Annotated in this window: 17 protein-coding genes and 1 pseudogene; 10 read left to right on the plus strand and 8 right to left on the minus strand. The window is 67.9% G+C overall.

Annotated elements, in window-relative coordinates:
- The first annotated feature begins 13 nt into the window (after nt 1–13).
- From NN4_RS03665 to NN4_RS03695, 7 genes are all read left to right on the plus strand, one after another.
- Complete coding sequence (locus tag NN4_RS03665; RefSeq protein ID WP_147128518.1) at nt 14–277, plus strand: acyl carrier protein; 264 nt, start codon at nt 14–16, stop codon at nt 275–277.
- On the plus strand, nt 277–1,431 hold the full coding sequence (locus tag NN4_RS03670; RefSeq protein WP_147128520.1) for an acyl-CoA dehydrogenase family protein: 1,155 nt from the start codon (nt 277–279) through the stop codon (nt 1,429–1,431). Before NN4_RS03665 ends, NN4_RS03670 begins: the two co-directional genes overlap by 1 nt.
- Nucleotides 1,432–1,468: 37 nt before the next feature.
- Nucleotides 1,469–2,536 (plus strand): HAD-IIIC family phosphatase, encoded by a 1,068-nt coding sequence (locus NN4_RS03675; RefSeq protein ID WP_147128522.1) that lies wholly within the window; start codon nt 1,469–1,471, stop codon nt 2,534–2,536.
- On the plus strand, nt 2,533–3,291 hold the full coding sequence (locus tag NN4_RS03680; RefSeq protein ID WP_147128524.1) for a thioesterase II family protein: 759 nt from the start codon (nt 2,533–2,535) through the stop codon (nt 3,289–3,291). The genes NN4_RS03675 and NN4_RS03680 overlap by 4 nt, the downstream gene beginning before the upstream one ends.
- Nucleotides 3,288–4,025 (plus strand): 4'-phosphopantetheinyl transferase family protein, encoded by a 738-nt coding sequence (locus NN4_RS03685; RefSeq protein ID WP_147128525.1) that lies wholly within the window; start codon nt 3,288–3,290, stop codon nt 4,023–4,025. Before NN4_RS03680 ends, NN4_RS03685 begins: the two co-directional genes overlap by 4 nt.
- Entirely contained in the window at nt 4,022–5,737 is a 1,716-nt protein-coding gene (locus NN4_RS03690; protein WP_147128527.1) for a fatty acyl-AMP ligase, read from the plus strand. Before NN4_RS03685 ends, NN4_RS03690 begins: the two co-directional genes overlap by 4 nt.
- 70 nt (nt 5,738–5,807) lie before the next feature.
- Complete coding sequence (locus NN4_RS03695; RefSeq protein ID WP_147128528.1) at nt 5,808–7,241, plus strand: CYTH and CHAD domain-containing protein; 1,434 nt, start codon at nt 5,808–5,810, stop codon at nt 7,239–7,241.
- A gap of 31 nt (nt 7,242–7,272) precedes the next feature.
- On the opposite strand, the gene NN4_RS03700 is transcribed toward NN4_RS03695, so the two are convergent.
- Nucleotides 7,273–8,157, minus strand: a complete 885-nt coding sequence (locus tag NN4_RS03700; RefSeq protein WP_147128530.1) for a LysR family transcriptional regulator — start codon at nt 8,155–8,157, stop codon at nt 7,273–7,275.
- Between the two features lie 111 nt (nt 8,158–8,268).
- Here NN4_RS03700 and NN4_RS03705 point away from each other — a divergent pair, with 111 nt between their 5' ends.
- The gene (locus NN4_RS03705; RefSeq protein WP_147128532.1) at nt 8,269–9,204 is read left to right on the plus strand and encodes an SMP-30/gluconolactonase/LRE family protein; all 936 of its coding nucleotides are present in this window, start codon (nt 8,269–8,271) and stop codon (nt 9,202–9,204) included.
- Between the two features lie 8 nt (nt 9,205–9,212).
- Here NN4_RS03705 and NN4_RS03710 read toward each other — a convergent pair whose 3' ends face one another.
- A complete protein-coding gene (locus tag NN4_RS03710) occupies nt 9,213–9,833 on the minus strand; it encodes a PepSY domain-containing protein (RefSeq protein ID WP_147128533.1) in 621 nt (206 codons plus the stop codon).
- Between the two features lie 309 nt (nt 9,834–10,142).
- Here NN4_RS03710 and NN4_RS03715 point away from each other — a divergent pair, with 309 nt between their 5' ends.
- Nucleotides 10,143–12,332, plus strand: a complete 2,190-nt coding sequence (locus NN4_RS03715; RefSeq protein WP_147128534.1) for an aminotransferase class III-fold pyridoxal phosphate-dependent enzyme — start codon at nt 10,143–10,145, stop codon at nt 12,330–12,332.
- Nucleotides 12,333–12,602: 270 nt separating this feature from the next.
- Nucleotides 12,603–13,376 (plus strand): response regulator transcription factor, encoded by a 774-nt coding sequence (locus NN4_RS03720; protein ID WP_147128535.1) that lies wholly within the window; start codon nt 12,603–12,605, stop codon nt 13,374–13,376.
- Here NN4_RS03720 and fabG read toward each other — a convergent pair.
- The 6 genes and pseudogenes from fabG to NN4_RS03750 form a co-directional block, all read right to left on the minus strand.
- Complete coding sequence (gene fabG, locus NN4_RS03725) at nt 13,322–14,026, minus strand: 3-oxoacyl-ACP reductase FabG (protein WP_147128536.1); 705 nt, start codon at nt 14,024–14,026, stop codon at nt 13,322–13,324. The genes NN4_RS03720 and fabG overlap by 55 nt on opposite strands.
- Nucleotides 14,027–14,046: 20 nt before the next feature.
- Complete coding sequence (locus NN4_RS03730; RefSeq protein ID WP_186818250.1) at nt 14,047–16,395, minus strand: ABC transporter permease; 2,349 nt, start codon at nt 16,393–16,395, stop codon at nt 14,047–14,049.
- Nucleotides 16,392–17,075 carry an ABC transporter ATP-binding protein gene (locus NN4_RS03735; protein WP_246180684.1) on the minus strand — a complete coding sequence of 228 codons (684 nt, stop codon included), beginning with the start codon at nt 17,073–17,075 and terminating at the stop codon, nt 16,392–16,394. The genes NN4_RS03730 and NN4_RS03735 overlap by 4 nt, the downstream gene beginning before the upstream one ends.
- 75 nt (nt 17,076–17,150) lie before the next feature.
- Nucleotides 17,151–17,978 (minus strand): class I SAM-dependent methyltransferase, encoded by an 828-nt coding sequence (locus NN4_RS03740; protein WP_147128539.1) that lies wholly within the window; start codon nt 17,976–17,978, stop codon nt 17,151–17,153.
- Between the two features lie 22 nt (nt 17,979–18,000).
- On the minus strand, nt 18,001–18,759 hold the full coding sequence (locus NN4_RS03745) for an SDR family oxidoreductase (protein WP_147128540.1): 759 nt from the start codon (nt 18,757–18,759) through the stop codon (nt 18,001–18,003).
- A pseudogene (locus NN4_RS03750) lies at nt 18,756–19,150 on the minus strand (hypothetical protein); the annotation flags it as partial. The pseudogene NN4_RS03750 and the gene NN4_RS03745, both read right to left, overlap by 4 nt.

Genomic DNA, 19,150 nt, shown 5'->3' on the forward strand with positions numbered 1-19,150 from the left:
ACAGGACGCAGTTATGTTCTCCGACGCCCGTTCCGAAATCCGTGAATTCGTCGCCAAGCGATTCCCCGACGGCCGGCTCGAAGACGATCACGACATCTTCGAAAGCGGCTTCGTCAACTCGCTTTTCGCGATGGAACTGGTCATGTTCATCGAGCAGCACCTCGGCGACCGCATCCCCAACGACGAGCTGATGCTGGACAACTTCCGGACGGTGAACGTGATGACCGACCTGGTCGGCAGGCTCAGCGGCGGTGGCGCGGCCACCGAGGTGGCGTGATGCCGGTGCAGGCGGAGTCCGGCGTCGGCGCGTGGTCGCGGGCCGAGATCGCCGCGTTCGTGGACAAGGTGGTCGCGCCGCGGGCCGCCGAGTTCGATCGGACGGCCCGGATCGACCCGAGCATCATTGCCGAGTTCGCCGCTCGGGGCCTGTGGGGTGCGGTGCTGTCGGAGGCGGACGGCGGCACCGGCGCGGGCATGACCACTCTCGCGGAGGTGCACGAGGAGGTGGGCCGCGGCTGTTCGTCCATGCGCAGCCTGCTGACCGTGCACTCGATGGCGCTGTACGCGCTGGACCGCTGGGGGACCGAGACGGCCAAGGAGCGGTGGAAGGCCGACCTCGTCGCCGGTAACGCGCTCGGCGCGTTCTGCCTCACCGAGCCGGAAGCCGGTAGCGACTTCGCCGCGCTACAGGCCTCGGCCCGGCGCACCGACGACGGGTGGGTGCTCGACGGCCACAAACTCTGGGTCACCGGCGGTCAGCTCGCCGACGTGTTGCTCGTCTTCGCGCGCACCGCGGTGGGCCCGGCTGCCTTCGTGGTGGAGGCGGCGAACCCAGGCATCAGCCGAATCCCGGTGCGCGACATCACCGGAACCCGCGGCAGCCAGGTCGCCGAGATCGTCTTCGACAACTGCGAAGTCGGCGCCGACGCGCTCATCGGCCCCGAGGGCATGGGGCTGGCCATCGCGACCGGCGTGCTCGATATCGGGCGCTTCAGTGTCGCCGCGGGGTGCGTCGGCATCCTGCAAGCGTGTCTGAATGCCTGCGTGAGTTACGCCAATACGCGCCATCAGGGCGGCGCGCTGCTGCGCGAACACCAGCTCGTGCAGCAGATGATCGCCACCATCGCTACCAACACCCGGGCGGCGCGGCTGCTGGTCTGGCAGGCCGCGCGGCTCAAGGACACCGGCAGCCCCGACACGATCATGGCGACCTGTATCGCCAAACAGTTCGCCGCCACCGCGGCGGCGGCCGCGGCCAACGACGCGGTCCAATTGCACGGTGCGCGTGGCTGTACCGACGAATATCCGGTCGGCCGCTACTTACGCGATGCCAAGGTCATGGAAATCATCGAGGGCAGCACACAGCTGCAACACATCCTCATCGCCGCCGACGCGTGCCGAAATCAGGCGCGCGTCATCCCCATCGACTGAGGCACGACCGGAACTGCGCAGAGGCTAAGGAAATTCGATGAACTCGGATGTCGGTAAGCGTCCCCGCCAGATCAAGTGCGTGGTCTGGGATCTGGACCATACCCTGTGGGACGGTGTCCTGCTGGAGAACGCCACGGTCACCGATCTCAAGGCCGGGATCCGGGAAACCATTGCCACGCTGGACGAACGCGGGATCCTGCACTCGGTCGCCAGTCGCAACGATCCGGAGATCGCGCTGGCCAAGCTCACCGAGCTGGGGATCGCCGAATATTTCCTGTACCCGCAGATCGGGTGGGACAACAAGTCCGCCTCGGTCGCGGCGATCGCCGAGCGGCTCAATATCGGGATCGACACGCTCGCCTTCGTCGACGATCAGGAGCTCGAACGCGATGAGGTCCGGTTCGCCCATCCCGAGGTGCTCTGCATCGACGCCGTGGATGCGATGTCCCTGGTGGACCGGCCGGAATTCCAGCCGAAGCACGTGACCGCGGACTCGCGGATGCGCCGCCAGATGTACCGGGCGAGCATCGAGCGGACCACTGCGGAGGAACGGTTCTCCGGCACCAATGAGCAGTTCCTGGCCACCCTCGGTATGCGTTTCGCGATCAGTCCGGCCCGCGCCACCGACATCGGCCGGGCCGAGGAACTCGTCGTCCGGACCAATCAGCTGAACTCGACGGGAATCATGTACTCGGCGCAAGAGCTTGCCGCCCTTGCCGAGTCCGACGACCACCTGCTGTTGATGGCCGAACTGGAAGACAAGTACGGGACCTACGGGCAGATCGGTCTCGCGCTGGTGGAGCGCGGTGCCACGCAGTGGCGGCTGAAGCTGCTGCTCATGTCGTGCCGGGTGATCTCGCGCGGTGTCGGGACGGTGCTGCTCAACCATGTGGTGCGGCTGGCCCAGGTCGAAGGTGCGCGGCTGGTTGCCGAATTCGTGCCCACCGATCGGAACCGAATCATGTACATCACTTACCGATTCGCCAATTTCGAGGAGATCGGCGAGGAGGACGGCGTCACGCTGCTGGGCGCTTCGACCACACCGCCACCGCATCCGCCGGACTATCTGACGGTAGAAACGGCCACCACGGCGGCCCGACTATGAATGCTCCCACCATCGATACGCGCAAATGGATGCCGTACCCGCCGATCGGCGGCGCGGCGACGACCCTGTACTGCCTGCCGCACGCCGGGGCGGGGGCCTCGACCTACCTGCCGTGGCGCAAACTGCTGCACCCCGATATCGACGTGGTGCCGCTGCAGCCGCCGGGGCGCGAAATGCGCATGCGGGACGAGCCTTTCGAGCACCTGACCCCGCTGCTGGACGACCTGCTCGCGGCAATGGAGGGTGCGTGGCGGGCACCGTTCGTGCTGTTCGGGCACAGCTTGGGCGCGCTCATCGCCTACGAATTGGCGCGTCGGCTCTCCGCGGGCGCGGGGCCGCGGCCGGCGCGGCTGATCGTGTCCGGACGCCGTGGGCCGCAACATCCTTCGCGGTTGCCGTGGATCCGATTCGCCTCGGACGAGATGCTGCTGGATATCGTGCGGATGCTCGGCGGCACCCCGGCGGAGGTGCTCGCCGACGAGCAGATGCGGGAGTCGGTCCTGACGCTGACGCGGGCGGATCTGGGGGTCGACCAGACGTATGTGTATCGGCCGGACCCGCCGCTCGATATCCCGATCACCGTGCTGAGCGGCAGCGCCGATCCGCACGTCAACGCGACCGAGCTCGAGCAGTGGCACGAGTGCGGCTCGGCCGGGGTCGACATCCGGATGGTGCCCGGCGGGCACTTCTTCCCGATCTCGCACCGCGACGCCGCACTGCGTCACGTCCGGGACTGTGTGGTGGGGTCGCCATGATCGGTGGCACCGTCTTGCGGCGGACGATCGCCTCCGACGAGGTCGAACTGTGGTGGGTGCGGCTGACGGGTGAGCACTCCGCCGAGGATCGCCGGGTGTTGTCCGCCGGGGAGTTCGTGCGCAGCACCCGGTTCGACACCGCCGAGTTCACGGCCGACTTCATTCGTACCCGAGCCGCGCTGCGGCGGGTGCTTTCGGCCTATACGGGCAGTCTCCCCGAGGACCTCGTCTTCGCTACCGGACGTCACGGGAAGCCGGAATTGGCCGACAGTACAACGGCATTCAATCTCACACACACCCACGGGCTCGCTGTCGTCGCTGTAGCAGGGGCGGGATCGATCGGCGTCGACGTCGAGTCGGTCGACACCGATTTCGACCTGGACGGGCTGGCGCCACGGGTGCTCACAACGCGCGAAGCCGCCGGGGTAGGCACCGATCGGCGGCGATTTCTGCACCACTGGGTGGCTAAGGAGAGCTACCTGAAGTGGTTGGGTAGCGGACTGACGGTGTCGCCCGACGCGATCGAGTTGCGCGCCGATCATCAAGGCCGTGCCGTCATCGCGGCCGTCGATGGCGACCTGCCGACGGCGTACGTCCAGCATTTCGGCCTGAACTCGTGGCACGCCGGTGCCTTCGTCGGCGATCACCCCGAACCTCGTTTCACGCTGCGCCCGGCCGAATCGGTCTGTGTCGCAGCGAATCTCCGTCGCCGGACCTCAGGAGTGCAAGCATGACAACCAATTCCCCGGTCGAACCGGCCACCCTCGTCGAGCTGCTGACCATGCGCGCCGCCGCCACGCCGGACGAGGTGCGTTTCCGTCACCTGGGCGACGGTGACGAGGTCACCGCGACACTGACCTTGCCGGAGCTCGACCGCAGCGCCCGTGCCGTCGCCGCGCATCTGGCGGGGATCACGCAGCCGGGGGAGCGGGCGCTGCTGCTCTATGCCCCCGGCCTGGAATTCGTTGTCGCGTATTACGGATGCCTCTATGCCGGTGTGATCGCGGTGCCGGTGGCGCCGCCGCAGCCGAACAAGCTGGCGGACAGCCTGGCGCGACTGGCTTCCATCACCGCCAATTCCGGTGCACGGCTGCTGCTCACCGGTGCCGAGATCGAGCCGCTGCTCACCCCGGTGCTGGCCGAGGCCGATGGCTTCGCGGGGCTGCGCACCGTGATCACCGACCGCATCGATCTCGCCGAGGCGGACGGTTACCGCGATCCGGGCGTCACGGCGGACAGCGTTGCACACCTGCAGTATTCGTCCGGGTCGACCGGGGAACCGAAGGGAGTCGTGCTCACGCACCGCAACGTCCTCGCCAACCTGCGGCTGGTCACCGATGAGATCGGCGCCGGTGTCGGGGTGGCCTGGTTGCCGACCTTCCACGACATGGGTTTGCTCAGCATGGTCACCTATCCGGTGTACAGCGGCTCGACCGTGATCAGTATGTCGCCCTTGGCATTTGTGCAGCGGCCCGCACGCTGGATCGCGGCGATGTCCCGGTTCGGGGCCACGCACACCGTCGCCCCGAACTTCTCCTTCGGGCTCGCCGTGCGGCGGGTGCCTGCCGAGCAGGTCGGCAATTACGACCTGTCACCGCTGCGGGTGGCGCTCTGCGGTGCGGAACCCGTGCGTGCGGAGACCATGGCCACCTTCGCGGACCACTTCCGCGCGGCAGGCTTCGACGCACACAGCCTGTTCCCGTGCTACGGCCTCGCCGAGGCGACGCTGCTGGTGACCGGCGGCCCGGCCGGCAGCGGACTCACCACGGTCGAGGTCGACCCGACCGCGCTGGCCAAGGGGCGGGTGGAGCCGGTGGGCGGCGGTGGCCGCCGGTTGGTGGCCAGTGGTCAGCTCAACGATGCCTACGAACTCGTCCTCGCCGACACCGAGACGCTGACGCCGCTGCCGGAAGGTCAGGTCGGCGAGATCTGCCTGCGCGGCGACAGCATCGGCAAGGGGTACTGGGACGCACCGGAGGCGGTGGCCGCCACCTTCGCCGCCACCGTCACCGGTCGCACCGGGCACTTCCTGCGCACCGGTGATCTCGGCTTCGTGCACGAGGGACAGCTGTACGTCACCGGGCGCAGCAAAGACCTCATCATCGTGGACGGCTACAACCACTACCCGTCCGATATCGAAGCCTCCGCGATGTACTCGCATCCGGCACTGCGCCCCGACCGCTGCGTGGCGTTCCAGGTGCTGGACAGCGACGAACCCGCTCTGGTCGTGGTCGCCGAGGTGAACCGCGGCGAGAACCCCGACGCTACCGCCAAGGACGAGATCGTCACGGCCGTGCGTCGAGCGGTCGGTGAGCATCACGGATTGCGGCTCAACGACGTGGTGCTGGTGACGACCGGCTCGGTGCCGCTGACCTCCAGTGGCAAGATCCGCCGCTACGCGGTCCGCGAGCAGTATCGAGACGGTGCGCTGACCGTGCTGCCCTGATCACGTTCGTGGCCGCCGCGGCTTCCGGTCTGGGCTGTTTCACCTGTGCCGGACAGGGAACGCAGTACCGATGAAGGACGAGTTGGAACGCGAAAGTAAATGGGAAGTCGACCCGGCCTGCACGCTGCCGACGCTCGATGATCTCGTCCCCGAGAGCAGGGTCGAGATAACACAGGTCGAGCTGACGAGCACGTACTTCGACACCCCGGACCACGACCTGCTCGCCCAGAACGTCACCTTGCGCCGCCGTGCGGGGGCCGACGAGTCCGGCTGGCAGCTGAAGGTCCCGCAGGCGGACGGCCGCGTCGAACTGACCGCCGCGCTGTCCGACGACCTGCCGCGTGAACTCGCCGAGCTGGTCACCGGCGTCGCGCTGGGCAAGGAACTGGCCCCGGTCACCACGATTCATACCGTGCGCACACGGCATCGCGTCTTCGGCGCGGACGGCGAACTGGTCGCCGAGGTCGATGACGACACGGTGCACACGACGCCCGCCGAGCAGGATGCGGACCCCCTCGACTGGCGTGAGATCGAGATCGAACTCGGCCCGCAAACCGACACCGCCCCAACAGTATTGGTGGATCGCCTGATCCAGGCGGGCGCACGGCCGTCGACGTATCCGTCCAAGCTGTCTCGGGTGCTGCCCGCGCGGTCCGGGCCGAAGATCAGTACCGATGCCGAACGCGCGATCTACGACTACATGACGGCCCAGATCGACACGATGTTCGCCGGCGACATCGCGCTGCGCCGCGGCGAGAACCCGATCCACGACACCCGGGTCGCGTCCCGGCGCCTGCGCAGCACGCTGCGCGTATTCGGCAAGTTGTTGGACACCTCGGCGATCGCCGACATCGAGGACGAGCTGAAGTGGTACGCGGGCCTGCTCGGCGAGGTACGTGACTGCCAGGTGCAACGCCGCCACCTCGCCGACAAGATCAGCGAACTACCCCTCGAACTCGTGCTCGGCCCGGTTGCCACGCGCATCGACACCACCCTGCTCAGCAAGCAGCTCACCAGCCGCAAGGAGCTCGCCGAGGCCATGAACTCCCCGCGCTACCTGACACTCCTTGCGACGCTGCGCGAATGGAAGTCGAATCCGCCCCTCGGCCCGCGGATCAAGGGTCGAAAGCTGGTCCAGCGCGCCGACCGTGCCGCCCGCAAAGCCGATCGCCGCCTCGCGGCCGCGCTCGAGGATCAGCGCGACGAGTCCTTGCACCGCGCTCGCAAGGCCGCCAAACGCGCCCGCTACGCCGCCGAACTACACGCACCGGTCCGCGAACGCGCCCAGGCGAAGTCGAATATCAAGCATTACAAGCAAATCCAACGTGTGCTCGGCGACCACAACGACAGCGTCGTCTCCGCTGCCTTCCTCTGGCGCACCGCGACCGCGGCGGGCACCGCGGCCGATGAGAACGGCTTCACCTTCGGCCTGCTGTACGCCAACGAGAAGCACGCGGCGGCCGACGCACGAGAAAAGATCGCCGAGATCGCTGCTGCCAGGTAAAGAGGCGGCCCCTGTGAACTCCTGTGGTGCTTCAAGACTCGCGGGAGGTGGGGATGTCGAGGATGCCGAGGAAGGCGCTGGCGGCCGGGGTGCGGGTGGCGGCGTTCCAGATGACGTACTCGACTCGTGTTGGCGCGTCTGTGATTTCGATCGTGACGACGTCGGTGAGACGGGGGGCATAGGCGGCGGGCAGCATGGCGATGGCCAGTCCGGGGGCGACCAGCCGGGTGATGTAGTCGGCGGTGGTGACCTCGAAGGCGACGTCGCGGGTGAGGCCGGCCGCGGCGAAGGCTTGGTCGGATTGGCTGCGGCCCGCGGTGCCGGCCGGCAGGTCCACGAAGACTTCGGTGGCGAGCCTGCGCAGGTCGGCGGTGGGCTCGGCGGCGAGGGCGTGGTCGGGGGCGACGACGGCCACCAGCCGGTCGCGGGCCAGTTCGTGCACCGCGACGCCGTGCGGGCGTGCGGTGGTCGGCAGTCCGAGGAAGGCGACGTCGAGCGTGCCGTGCTCGACCTGGTCGATCAGGTCGTCGCTGGCGCCGACCCGCAAACTGATGCGCACGTGTGGGTAGCGCGCACGGAAGTCGCGCAGGGCCTCGGGAATATCGACCGCGGCGACGGTAGGGATCAGACCGACCGCTAGGCGGCCGCGGATCTCGCCGACGGCAGCGGCCACCTCGGCGGCCGCCCGGTCGGCGGCGTCCAGGCATTGGCGGGCCGCGGGCAGGAACGCCGCCCCGGCCGGGGTCAGCCGCACCCGGCGGCTGGTGCGCTCGAACAGTCGTGCGCCGAGTTCCTTTTCCAGCCGGGCGATTTGGTGGCTGAGCGCCGACTGAACCACCAGGCAGCGCTCGGCGGCCCGGGTGAAGCTGTTCGTCTCGGCGACGGCGAGGACGTAGCGCATCTGCTGGAGCTCCATGGATCAATCTTGACTGGATATCAATCGGATGACAAACATGCATTGGACTCATGGATCGTCGTCCAGCCAGACTGAGCGTATGAAAAGTGCAGCAGCGCAGGAGGTTCTGGGATGAGACGGATGATCGGCATCGCGGTGGCGCTGGCCTGCGTCGGGGCGCTCGCCCCCGCGCCTGAGGCGACCGCCCGAGAACCGTTGTTTCCCATCACGATCGACCTACCGGCGGGGTTCCGGCCGGAGGGCATCGCGATCGGGCCGTGGCCGGTGGCCTATATCGGGTCGATGGCAGACGGCGCCATCTATCGAGCCGACCTGGTGACCGGCCAGGGAGCCGTGCTGAGTCCCGGACGGGGTACGCAGGCCCTCGGTCTCCAACTCGACGACCGCGGCAGGCTTTTCGTCGCAGGCGGCACCGGGGGTGACGCCCGCATAGTGGACGCCGCCACCGGCGCGGTGCTGGCACGTTACCAATTCGCCACGCCGCCGGATACTTTCGTCAACGACGTGGTGCTGACGCCCTCAGGCGCGTGGTTCACCGACTCGCGCGCACCGGTGCTCTACCACCTGCCGATCGGCCCGGACGGCGCCTTGCCGTCACCGGATGCGGTGGTGCGTGTCCCGCTGACCGGCGATATCGCCTATGTCCCAGAAGAATTCAACGCCAACGGTATTGTGCGTACTCCGGACGGCACGGCCCTGATCATCGTGCAGTCGGTGACCGGCCACCTGTTCCGGGCCGACCCGGCGACCGGCGTCACCCGGCGTGTGGATCTCGGCGCCGAGTCGGTACCCCACGGCGACGGCATGCTGCTGCGCGGCAACAGTCTGCTCGTCGTACAGAACCGGCAGAACGCGATCGCCGTCATCGACCTCGACCCCGCCGGAACGAGCGGCACCGTCCAACAGCGACTCACGGATCCCCGCTTCGACGTGCCCGCCACCGTCGCCGCGTTCGGCGACCGCCTCTATCTGCCGAACGCCCGCTTCGACACGCCGCCGGAGCCGACCACGCCGTACACCGCCGTCGCGGTCGGCGATCCCTGGTAGCGGGCGCTTTACCCGGTGGTCTTCAGCTGACCGGTGTACGCGTCGACCTGCACCTCGTAGTCGTCATCGGTGGCGCCGGGCTGCTGGACATCGAACTCGTACTGCGCCGAGTTGTCCTTGCCCTCGATCTTCCACTTCTCGATCGCGCCGGGGCGGGCCTTCGAGGCGGTGGCCATCGCGTCGTTCAGCGGCACCGCCCGGTCGTAGTCGACCGCCTTGCGGGTCCGTTCGGTGCCGCGCTCGTCCGCGTCCAGATTTTCCTTGTGCTCGGAGATGACCGCGCCGGAATCGGCGGCCAGCTGCACGGTGTATTTCTCCGTGTCGGAGAGCAGTTCCACCTTGTACACGTAGGTATTCCGGGTGTTGACGCCCTCGCGCTCCAGTTCGAGTTTCGACAGCGTGCCGTCGAAGTTCTTCTTGCCGGCGTTGAGGGCGTCGGTGGGGCTCACCGGGAACGAGTGGTGCGCCAGGTCGACCGGGGCCGCATCCGGCGCGTGGGACGCGGTCGAACTACCGATCACCGACACCGCGGTGGTGGGATCGGCCGAGTCCTGTCCTGAGTCGTTACCGCACGACGCCGCTGCTACCGCCGCAGCGACCACCATCGGCGTGATCAGTACCGCTTTCATCGCTATTCCTCTCTGTCGAACAAGCCAACTTCGGAATGCGCGCAGCAATCGTCGGCGACGCCGCGACAGGGCCGGTATGCCCCGGGTATGCGGGCGCTAAACAATCGGGTCGAACGCGAGCGGCCGCGTCTGCCTGCCGAGCAGCGCGCCGGGTGCTTATCCGACAAGCGTTGATATTCATATCATCGTTCGACCGACGCCGAGGCGGCGGTTCCGGCGCTATTCTTACCTCAATTGATCATGCCCGGTGGGCGGGTGGCTCCCTCGGTGAGCCGCATATTCAATTCGAGTTCAGCAAGGAGCATGCCGATGTCGACCGGTGTAGCTCCGGAGGACTCGCAAGACGCACGGCAGAAAATTCCGGCCACCTTTACTGATAATCCCGAACGGGCGCGCGAGATATTGGCCGAGCGGGTCGCGGCCATGGCGCCGAACATGGTGCTGGCCAGCACCTATGTGCCGCCCGACGGGGCCGTGGCGGCGTATCTGCTGCATCGGCTGCTCAGTCGAGGCGATAACACCGGGGTCGCATGGCATTCGGTGTTCGTGAATTCCGGCGTCGAGGCGCTCGGTACGGTCGTGAAGTACTTGCGCAACAGGCACAATCGCGCGGGAAGCGCCGGCTCGTGCCGCATTCTGGTATTGGATCCGACCGGCACCGCGCGCTATGTGTTCGGGCACGCGGTCCCCGGCCTGCCCGAGCTCGTCGCCGACGGCATGGCGATCGTCGGCACCGTCGATGAGTTTCTGCACCGGATCGACCCGGGTTGGTCGGCATATGTAGTGGTCGTCGACGGTCTTGTGCTGGATGGGCTGGCACCGGTGCATAGCGCGATCGAGGTCGCGCGTGCGCGCGGTGCCGCGGTGGCGTGGGGCCTGCTCGGCGACGCGACCGCCCTGGAAACGCTGCGCGGCTCGGTGGCCGCCGCCGACCTGGTGTTCCTGGGTGAGGTGGCTGTCGACAATGAGATGCCCTGCGGCACTGTGTCGTTCACCCGCGACATGTTCGCGCTCTGGAACAACACGATGGACAGCATCGCGCACGTGTCGACCTTCGGCGGCAACGGCCTGGCCATGCATATGATGTGCGAGACATTGACGCGGTGGCGGCCGACGGATCGGCACGAACGCGCGGCGATACACCGCATGCGGCACAACAGATTCACCCGCAGTGCCCGCCTGCGCATGCACAGCAACACCTGGCAGACCCGGTCGATCGATCTGGCGGCCATCAATATGACCTTCGACCGCGCCGAGGGCGTCACGTACCGGCACGGCACGCGCACCTATACCGACCTCGCATCCGGCACCGGCCCCGCGTTCCGCGGGCACAACGTGCAGTCGCCCGAGGTCATCCGAGCAGCGGGCTCGTCCGGCGACGAAACATCAAGGCTGGAAGCCGTATTGGCACGCCTCACCGGCTTGCCGATAATGCTGCCCGCGGTGAGCGGGCAGAGCGCGGTCGACAACGCGATACTCGCCGCGCTGTGCTGCAAGCCCGGCCGCGCGACCGTACTCACCTGTCGGGGCAACTATTCCGGCAAGGGCCCGATGTCGCTGGCGTTGAGCAGGACGAGTTCGTTCTTCCGGGACCGCGATGAGCACGCCTTCAGCCCATATCCGGTCGAGGTGATCGAGGTCGATCTCGCGGACATCGACGGGCTGCGGCAGGCGCTGCGGCGCAATGACATCGCCTTGGTCTGGCTGGAACTCGTGCAAGGCTACGACTGTGTCGAGATACCGCGCGAGGTACTCGACGAGATCGAACACCGGCGCGCGACAGCAGGATTCCTGGTCGGGGTCGACGAGGTCTTCACCGGCTACTGGCGCTGCGACCTCGACAACTTCCTTACCTGTACCGGTCGCGGCTTCCGGCCGGACCTGGTGGCCTTGTCCAAGGCGCTCAGTGACGGGCTCGTCCCGATCGGCGCGGTGCTCACCTCGGCCGAGGTTTTCGCGCAGATGGCGAGCGCGGCACCGGATATGGCGCACTGGCTGCGCAACCATTACCGCAACGACATGGCGGCCGGGCTCGCCCGCGCGGCGCTCGAAGCAGCCGAGCGCGACCGGCACGGGGCGGCCGATATCGCGGCGGCCATGGAGGCAATGCTGCGCCGAGCGGCGCGGTCACCGCTGTTCGCGGGCTATCGGCGCGTCGGCTTGCTCGGCAGGCTGGTGCTCTCGCCACGCGCGATCGGCGCGCGTCCGCGCCCGTCGGTGCAGAACTACGCCGAAGCGGTCGTCGCCCGGCTGATCGGAAAGCGCTGCGGCGCAATTACTTTGCAAATGCGGTTCGCGCCGAGCACAGCGGGCGACGGTGCGCCGGAACTGATCGCCGCCATGGCCGAGGTCGGTGCGTTTCTGGAGCGGCTGCCGCGCTGGACGGTGGATCGCACCACGCTGGGCTCATTACTCGGCACGGCGGGTCGCGAAATTGCCGCAGCGGTACTGCGCGTGCGCGAGACCTACGGCGATCGAAAGGACAGGACGCTCGATTGAGAATTGCACCATCGGGCTTCGATAAATCGGCAATGTGCACATCGAGAATTGTTGAATTGCACAGCGATGGTCCGGCTGAAACAACGCGGTAATCCAACAATAACGTGCTACCCTGGTGAACATTCGCTGGGATTGATGGGAGCGTGAGATGTCTTGTCACGCAATGGAACCAAACCAGCGGAATGGCGTGCACAGCAACTTCCCGGCACGATCACCGGATCTGTTACCGCACCGCTCTCCGGTGCGGTGAGCGAATGTCGTGGATCGGGCATGACGGCGCACAGACCGGTGACAATTCGCCTGGTGGTCTGTGCGGACAGTGCCCTGATGCGGTCGGGTCTGTGCGTCCAATTCGATCGTGAACCCGATATCGACGTCGTGGACGACGTGGCCGGTGGGCACAGTCTCCTGGGTGCCATCAAGGCGCACGCACCCGATGTCGTATTGCTCGTCGGCGCGGTGGAAGGGAAACACCGCCTCGCGGAGATCGTCGCCGCCTCGAAGGTGATCATGGTGATGTCCGAGGAGGACGTGGCCCGCGCCGTCAAATTGGTTCGGGCGGGCGTACGCGCTCTACTGTCATCGGGCTGCTCGCCGTTCGAATTGCTCTGTGCCATCCGGGTAGTCGCGGTGGGAAATCGGCTGGTGGTCCCGCCACACATCATCGGTGGCCTCGATCATGTGGTGGCCTCCAGCGTCACCCGCAACCTCGATATCCAGGTGGCGGGGAGCTTGACCCGGCGTGAAGCCGAGGTCCTCGGTCTGCTCGCACACGGCCGCTCCAACGCCGAAATCGCCCGCCAGCTGTCGGTTTCGGCGACCACCGTGCGCAGTCACGTGCACCACGTGCTGCAAAAACTGGCGGTGGCGACGCGGGGCCAGGCGGTCGCGGTGGCCTACGAGACCGGATTGATCGCGCTGCTGGACGACAGCGCGGGCAACGGCCGGGCACTGGCACCGCAGCAGGTCAACGGGCGGCCCCGAAATGGTCAGTGGCCCATCCCGAGCCCGCCGTCCACCGGGATCACCGCGCCGGTGATGTAGCCTGCGTCCTCGCCGGCGAGAAAGGCCACCACCCGCGCGACCTCGTCGGCACCGGCGATCCGCCCGAGCGGGATCTTCCTGGTGACCTCGGCCCGCCACTGCGGTGTCAGCGCGGCCGTCATATCGGTGTCCACGAAGCCGGGAGCGACCACATTGACGGTGATGTTGCGGGCGCCGAGTTCGCGCACGAGCGAGCGTGCCAGGCCGATCATGCCGGCCTTGGACGCGGCGTAGTTCGTCTGACCCGCTGAGCCGAGCAGCGCGGTCACCGAGGACACCAGGATGATCCGGCCGCGGCGCTGCCGGATCATGGTGCGGGCGGCCCGGTTGATCACCCGGAACGTGCCGACCAAATTGGTGTCGACCACGGCCGCGAACTCCTCCTCGGTCATCGCCGCCAGCAGTACGTCCCTGGTGATGCCCGCGTTCGCGACCAGCACGTCGACCGGCCCGAGTTCCTGTTCGATGGTGGTGAACGCCGTGTCGACCTGCCGGGAGTCGGTGACATCACAAGGCACACCGAACATTCCGTCGGGTGGCGTACCCTTCCGCACGGTCACGGCCACCGGTTTGCCGGTGCGTGCGAGCTCGCGGGCGATGGCGAGTCCGATGCCGCGGTTGCCGCCGGTGACGAAGGCGGAGTGGTTCATCAGTGCACCTCCCTGGCGGCTCAATCGGAGCGTTCGCGAATGATCGCAGCGAGGTCGAGGCCATGAACAGCACGCAACCCCGGTAGCAGCGACACGGTCGCGACGGCCAGGACCACGAGCGCCGCGACACCCAGCGTGCTCGGCCGGACGACCAGCTCCAGCTGGAACTGGTCATTGGAGTAGGTGGACAGGAAGCTGTGGCCGCCGAGTACGCCGAGCACCAGACCCGGCGCGATGCCGAGCAGGGTCATCAGCAGGTTCTCGCCGGTGATCAGCCGTGCCAGCATTCCCGGTGGCATGCCGCCCGCCCGCAGCACGCCGACCTCGCGGCGTCGCTCGACGATATTGATCGACATCGTGGTGAAGATGATCGCGAAGGCCAGCACGCCGCCCAGCGCGAGCATCACCCCGATGAATACGAAGAAGAATCCGGCGTACCGATCGATCAACCGGTTCAGCGCGTCCAGATCCTCATACGCGGCGATACCTGCGCGGCCGGACAACTCGCGCCGGATCTGCTCGGGATCGGCACCCGGCGCCAGTCGCAGCAGCGCCGAATCGACCGGCACCGGTGCCCCTGCCAGCGCGTCGAGCTGTTCGATGGACAGGTAGGCGAAGGCGCCGATCGGTTCATCGAGCACCCCGGCGACCGGTACCCGAACATCCGGCACGCCGGGCACTTTCACCGCGACGGTGTCGCCGGGGCCGACTCGCAGTAGGTGCCGGACCCCTTTGCCGATGAGGATGCCGTCGTCGGACAGGGTGGCGGGGGAGCCGGGTACCGGCCGAAGCCCGTGCATCGTCGTGTCGCGGGGCAACGCGATGAGCGCGGTCGAGTACGTGTCACCGTCCGCGGTGAGGGTGACCGGCAGCTGCACCATCGGTTCGGCGGCCACCACACCGTCGGTGCTGGTCAACTCGGCCAGCTTGCGCTGATCGACCGGGCCGGTGAAATCGACTCGTGCATCTGCGGTTTGCACCTGACGGAACGAGACGTCCAACGCCGCGGCCATGGTGTCGAGCATCGTCCACGAGGTGAGGACGACCAGCAGTGACAGGGCGGTGCCGAGCACCGTGCTCCAGGTCCGCCGCGGACTGCGGCCGATGTTGCGCAGCACCAGCAGCCAGCGCGCGGGCAGCCGTCGTAGTACGGGAAATATGCGCTCCGGCAGGCTGATTCGCCCCGGACCGAGTGGCGCGGATCCGCGCATCGCGGTGGCGGGTGGCGTGCGGAACGCGAGTACGGCGGGCGCGAGTGCGCCGAGTGCGCCCGCCGCGACGCCGAAGACCAGCCCACCGAGAATGGTGATCGGCAGGACTTCGACGACGGCCGCCGAGTCCGGCAGGCCGATCGCCCGGAGGTAGACCCGGCTCAGTGCGCCGGATCCGGCCAGCCCGAGCAGGATTCCGCCGAGCGACCCGACCGACCCCGCCACGATGCCGAATTGCAGGTAATGCGACAGGATCGTCCGCCGGTCCACCCCGCCTGCCAGTAGCACGCCGATCACCGGGCGTTCGGCCTGGACCCGCCGGTTCAACAGGACATAGGCCACCAGTCCGGCGACGCTGAGGAACAGCAGCGGAAACAGATAGGCGAGTTCACCGAAGGCGTCGATGTCCATGCGCAGCAACCAGTTCGATGGTTGCTCGGCCCGGCTCAGCACTTCCGTCGCGCCGAGGGCGTTCGCCATGCTCCTGACCCGGTCGAGAGAAGCCGGGCTCGGTGTTCCAGCGAAGCGGATCAGGACTTGTTCGGTCACGCCGGTGGCGGGCAGCGGCTCGGTCGCGAAGATCACCCCGAAGTTGTCGGGCACGGGGAACATCTCCTGGCGGCTGCGGGCCGGCCAGAGGTACTCCGCCGAGGACACCACACCCGCGACCGAGACCTCGCGCCAGCCATCCGGTCCGAGCATCGATAGCGTTGCGCCGGTGGCTAATCCGAAGTGCCCGGCCATGTGGTGCTCGACCAGCACTTCGTTCGCTGTCGGATAGTGGCCGGACAGTATCGTCGGCGCATTGACGGCAGGCGGCCGGTCCGCAGGCAGGCCGACGATCCGGCCGCGCAGCTTGTCCGCGCCGACCCGCAGCGGCAGCTCGGCTTGCCCGCGCACGACGACGTCCGCGATGCCCGGCAGCGTGCGTGTGCCGGCGGCGACGGCGGCCGAATCGCCGCCGGTAATCCAGACGTGGGCGAATCGCTCCGCCTCGAACGTCCCGTCGTAGGAGGCCGTCAGGTTCCGGTACGCGCCATAGGACGCCGTGAACAGCGCCACCCCCAGTACGATGATGGTCACCTGCGCAGCGAACTGGGACCACTGGGTACGGATGTCGCGCAAGAGTTTACGGCGCAGCGTCGGATGCCGATTCACCACGAGACCTCGCTCGCGGGCGTCGGCGCGTCCTGGCGTACGGCGGCCACGATATGACCGGAGCGCATGCGCAGCACCCGGTCGCCGATGGCGGCGATGGCCTGGTTATGTGTGACGAGCACGACGGCATGCCGGTCGCGGTGGCACAGGTCTTGCAGGAGGGTGAGCACGCTGCGCCCGGTGTCCAGATCCAGTGCGCCCGTGGGTTCGTCGCACAGCAGCAGCCGCGGCCGATTCACCAGCGCCCGCGCGATCGCCACCCGCTGCTGCTGGCCACCCGACAGCTGGGCCGGGAAGCGGTCCGCGCATTCGGTAAGTCCGACTTGGGTGAGTACCGCACCGACCCGGCGCCGGACCGAACCGCCGGTCAATTCGGCCAGTACGGCAATGTTTTCGTAGGCGGTGAGGGTCGGCACGAGGTTGAAGAACTGGTAGACGAAGCTGAGCGACTCCCGGCGCAACGCCGACATCCCCTTGGCGTCGAGGCCGGCCAGCGACCGCCCGTCGATGCTGATCTGTCCCGTGGTCGGCGCTTCGATGCCGCCGAGCACGTTCAAGAGTGTCGTCTTGCCCGACCCCGAAGGGCCGAGTACCACGAGCAGTTCGCCGGCCGCGATGGTCAAGTCGAACTCCGCCAGCGCGTGCACGGCGGTGTCCCCACTGCCGAAGGTCTTCGACACGCCCCGCAGCACAGCGAGTGTCGGTGTGACCGGAATCGTCGTCGCGCGCTGCTGACGGCCGGAGTGGACCATCGCTCAGCCGGGCCGTTTGGTCGCGTACACCCGGACCTGCCCGAGTCTGCCCGCCGCGCCCTGGTCCGCGAGCGTCTCGAAGAAGGCCAGCCCGTCGTCGAAGAGCTTGTCGCCGAGCACCTCTCGCCCTTGCGGCTCGAAGAGCCGATACGACTCGGCCCACCGCCGATTGATCGCGACGAACATCGCTGTGCTGTCGTGGATATCGATGTCTATGAACCCCGCGTGCGCCAGCAGGCGCCGGTACCCGGACGGTGTCTGCGGGAACAGGCGGCCGTAGACGGACAAGGCGCGCAACGTATCCGCGTCGCGCGGGAACGGACCGGTCAATACCTCGTCGGTGAAGACCAGGCGGCCACCGGGTTTCAGCACTCTCGCGCATTCGGCGACGACCCGATGTCGATCCGGCACGATGACGAGGCTGTCCACGCTCACCACCGCGTCGAATGTCGCGGCGGGATAGGGCAAGTCGCGGGCGTCGCCGTGCTCGAATCGGATCGGCGGAACGAGGTCGGCCACGCCGCGCCGGGCTATATCGATCGCAGGCGCGGAGTAGTCGAGGCCGGTCATCGCGCAGCCGGTGGTCGCGGCCAGATAGCGGGCGATTCCGCCGGTGCCGCAGCACAGATCGAGGCCGACCTTTCCTGGCGCGAGCGCGGTGGCACGGGCCAACTCGCGCAGCTGGGTTCCGGTGGTCCAACTCAGCTGGCCGAGATAGCCGCCCCAGTCCCGCCAGAGATAGGCCATCATCGCCTGCCCGGCCGGGGTGAGGGTGATCTGACGATGCGTCAGGTCGTAGATTTCCCGGGTTTCCTCGATCACGGTGCGCACGGGAGCGTCTCCTACTCGTTGGTTATCCGGACGTCAGCGAGGCGCCGCCGTCGACCACGATGGTCTGGCCGCGGATCCAGCTCGCGTCGTCGGTGCACAGGAACGCGACCACCTTGGCGAGATCCTCGGGCCGCCCGATCCGCCGCATCGGCGCGGTCTCGGCCACCTGCTGCATCCACCCCTGTGCGCCCGCCAGTGCGCGCACCGACTCGGTCTCGATGAGCCCACCGCAGACGGTGTTGACGTTGACCCCCGGCGCGAGCTCCACGGCCAGGTACCGGCCCATCGATTCGATCGCCGCCTTGCACACGCCGAGTCCGCCGTAGCTGGGTAGATAGCGACGGCCGCCCATGCTCGACAGCAGCACGATCGCGCCGCGACCGCCCGGCATCAGCTCATAGGCCGCCCGGCAGCCGAACAACGCCGCGGTGACGTTCGTGTCGAGGGTGTAGCGCCAGTGCGGGGTCTCCAGCGCGAACAACGGCTTCATGATGGCCGACGCGGCATTGTTGACGTAGAAGTCCAACCCGCCCCACTGGTCGGCCACCTCGCCGAAAAGGCGCTTCAGCTGGTCGCTTTCGCCCACGTCGACCCGCAGCGCGAGTGCACGCCTGCCTTTACGCTCGATCTCCGTGACCACCTCGCGCGCGGCGGAGCGCCGACGCCAGTAGGTCAGGATCACGTCCGAGCCGCGGTCGGCGAACTCCAGCGCGATGGCCCGGCCGATGCCCCGGGAACCGCCGGTGACCAGGACGGTGCGTCCGCCCAGATCCGCTGTCATGCACCCCACCTCTCTTCCTTTCGTGGTGCGCCGAGCACCAACGCGGCGACCTCGGGTCCGTCCACGTTCCGGCTGAGCGTGACCGCATAGCGCGCGCCGAGCGCGCACGGCCGGTCCGCGACGACGTCGACCCTGCGGGCGGCGGTGTCGACCTTGTCCAGGTTGAGCGTCGGCGGGATGACGCCGTCGCGCACGCTCAGACAGGCGAAGGCCACCTCGGCGACATCGGTGGCCGGGCCCATGTGGCCGGTGGCGGCCTTGGTGCCGGTGAGCCGCACCCGCCGGTGGCGCGCCAGGGTTTCCGCGATGCCGCGTAACTCGGAGCGATCGCCGTCCGCGGTGGCGTCGCCGTGTCCGTACACGTAGCCGACCTGGTCGGGATCGATGTCGG

Origin of the sequence: Nocardia ninae NBRC 108245 (genome assembly GCF_007990755.1) — a bacterium.
Lineage (GTDB): Bacteria > Actinomycetota > Actinomycetes > Mycobacteriales > Mycobacteriaceae > Nocardia > Nocardia ninae.

Excerpts from the sequence above, each read along its gene's own strand:
- NN4_RS03745 (WP_147128540.1), bottom strand. The coding sequence starts at position 18,759 with ATGACAGCGGATCTGGGCGGACGCACCGTCCTGGTCACCGGCGGTTCC.
- NN4_RS03685 (WP_147128525.1), top strand. The coding sequence starts at position 3,288 with ATGATCGGTGGCACCGTCTTGCGGCGGACGATCGCCTCCGACGAGGTC.
- NN4_RS03720 (WP_147128535.1), top strand. The coding sequence starts at position 12,603 with ATGACGGCGCACAGACCGGTGACAATTCGCCTGGTGGTCTGTGCGGAC.
- NN4_RS03700 (WP_147128530.1), bottom strand. The coding sequence starts at position 8,157 with ATGGAGCTCCAGCAGATGCGCTACGTCCTCGCCGTCGCCGAGACGAAC.
- fabG (WP_147128536.1), bottom strand. The coding sequence starts at position 14,026 with ATGAACCACTCCGCCTTCGTCACCGGCGGCAACCGCGGCATCGGACTC.
- NN4_RS03695 (WP_147128528.1), top strand. The coding sequence starts at position 5,808 with ATGAAGGACGAGTTGGAACGCGAAAGTAAATGGGAAGTCGACCCGGCC.
- NN4_RS03670 (WP_147128520.1), top strand. The coding sequence starts at position 277 with ATGCCGGTGCAGGCGGAGTCCGGCGTCGGCGCGTGGTCGCGGGCCGAG.
- NN4_RS03710 (WP_147128533.1), bottom strand. The coding sequence starts at position 9,833 with ATGAAAGCGGTACTGATCACGCCGATGGTGGTCGCTGCGGCGGTAGCA.
- NN4_RS03665 (WP_147128518.1), top strand. The coding sequence starts at position 14 with ATGTTCTCCGACGCCCGTTCCGAAATCCGTGAATTCGTCGCCAAGCGA.
- NN4_RS03675 (WP_147128522.1), top strand. The coding sequence starts at position 1,469 with ATGAACTCGGATGTCGGTAAGCGTCCCCGCCAGATCAAGTGCGTGGTC.
- NN4_RS03690 (WP_147128527.1), top strand. The coding sequence starts at position 4,022 with ATGACAACCAATTCCCCGGTCGAACCGGCCACCCTCGTCGAGCTGCTG.
- NN4_RS03715 (WP_147128534.1), top strand. The coding sequence starts at position 10,143 with ATGTCGACCGGTGTAGCTCCGGAGGACTCGCAAGACGCACGGCAGAAA.
- NN4_RS03705 (WP_147128532.1), top strand. The coding sequence starts at position 8,269 with ATGAGACGGATGATCGGCATCGCGGTGGCGCTGGCCTGCGTCGGGGCG.
- NN4_RS03680 (WP_147128524.1), top strand. The coding sequence starts at position 2,533 with ATGAATGCTCCCACCATCGATACGCGCAAATGGATGCCGTACCCGCCG.